Annotated in this window: 1 protein-coding gene; it reads right to left on the bottom strand. The window is 72.1% G+C overall.

Going from position 1 to position 866, the window contains the following annotated elements:
- A partial coding sequence (locus ACQ0O7_RS45145) for a hypothetical protein (protein WP_430792108.1) occupies positions 1-866 on the bottom strand: 866 nt, incomplete at both ends.

Genomic DNA, 866 nt, shown 5'->3' with positions numbered 1-866 from the left:
CCCTCGACTGCGTTTATGGGCAGATGCCCTAGTAAATTTGTGTATCGAGAACAGCGTGTGTCGGAGCAGGGCCACTCGGGCCTCGGTAACCCGCCGCCGTACTGGAAGGAATGATCCGTGACTACAGGACCGCAGGACGGCGGCTCCAGCCACCGCGACGACGATCGTCGTTCCGGAGGCGGTCGCGACGGAAGTGGCGACGGGCGGCGTGGTGACCGTGGCGGCTACCAGGGCGGTGACCGCGGCGGCTTCCGTGGCGGAGACCGTGACCGGGGTGGCGACCGTGGCGGCTCGCGTGGTGGTTACCAGGGTGGTGGCGACCGTGGTGGATTCCGTGGAGGTGACCGGGACCGCGGTGGCGACCGTGGCGGGTACCAGGGCGGCGACCGTGGTGGATTCCGCGGTGGCGACCGGGACCGTGGCGGTGACCGGCCGGGCTATCAGGGCGGTGGCGACCGCGGTGGGTTCCGCGGTGGCGACCGCGATCGTGGGGGCTACCAGGGTGGCGGCGATCGGGGCGGCTTCCGGCGCGACGACCGTGGCGGCGCCGGCGGAGACCGTGGTGGCTTCCGTGGCGACCGTGGCGTAGAGCGCGGCGGCTACCAGGGTGGCGGTGACCGCGGTGGGTTCCGTGGTGGCGACCGGGACCGTGGGGGCTACCAGGGTGGCGGCGACCGGGGTGGATTCCGCGGTGGCGACCGTCGTCCGAGTGGTGACCGGCCCGGTTATCAGGGTGGCGGTGACCGTGGTGGTTTCCGTGGGGGTGACCGCCCGCAGGGTGGTGGCTTCCGTGGTGACCGTCCGGGCGGTGACCGTCCGGGTTACCAGGGCGGAGACCGTCGTCCGAGTGGTGACCGGCCCGGTTA

The sequence above is a fragment of the Actinoplanes sp. G11-F43 genome, assembly GCF_050589265.1.
GTDB lineage: Bacteria > Actinomycetota > Actinomycetes > Mycobacteriales > Micromonosporaceae > Actinoplanes.
Note: the sequence above shows the minus strand (reverse complement) of the source record. Positions and strands in the feature narration are given on the sequence as shown.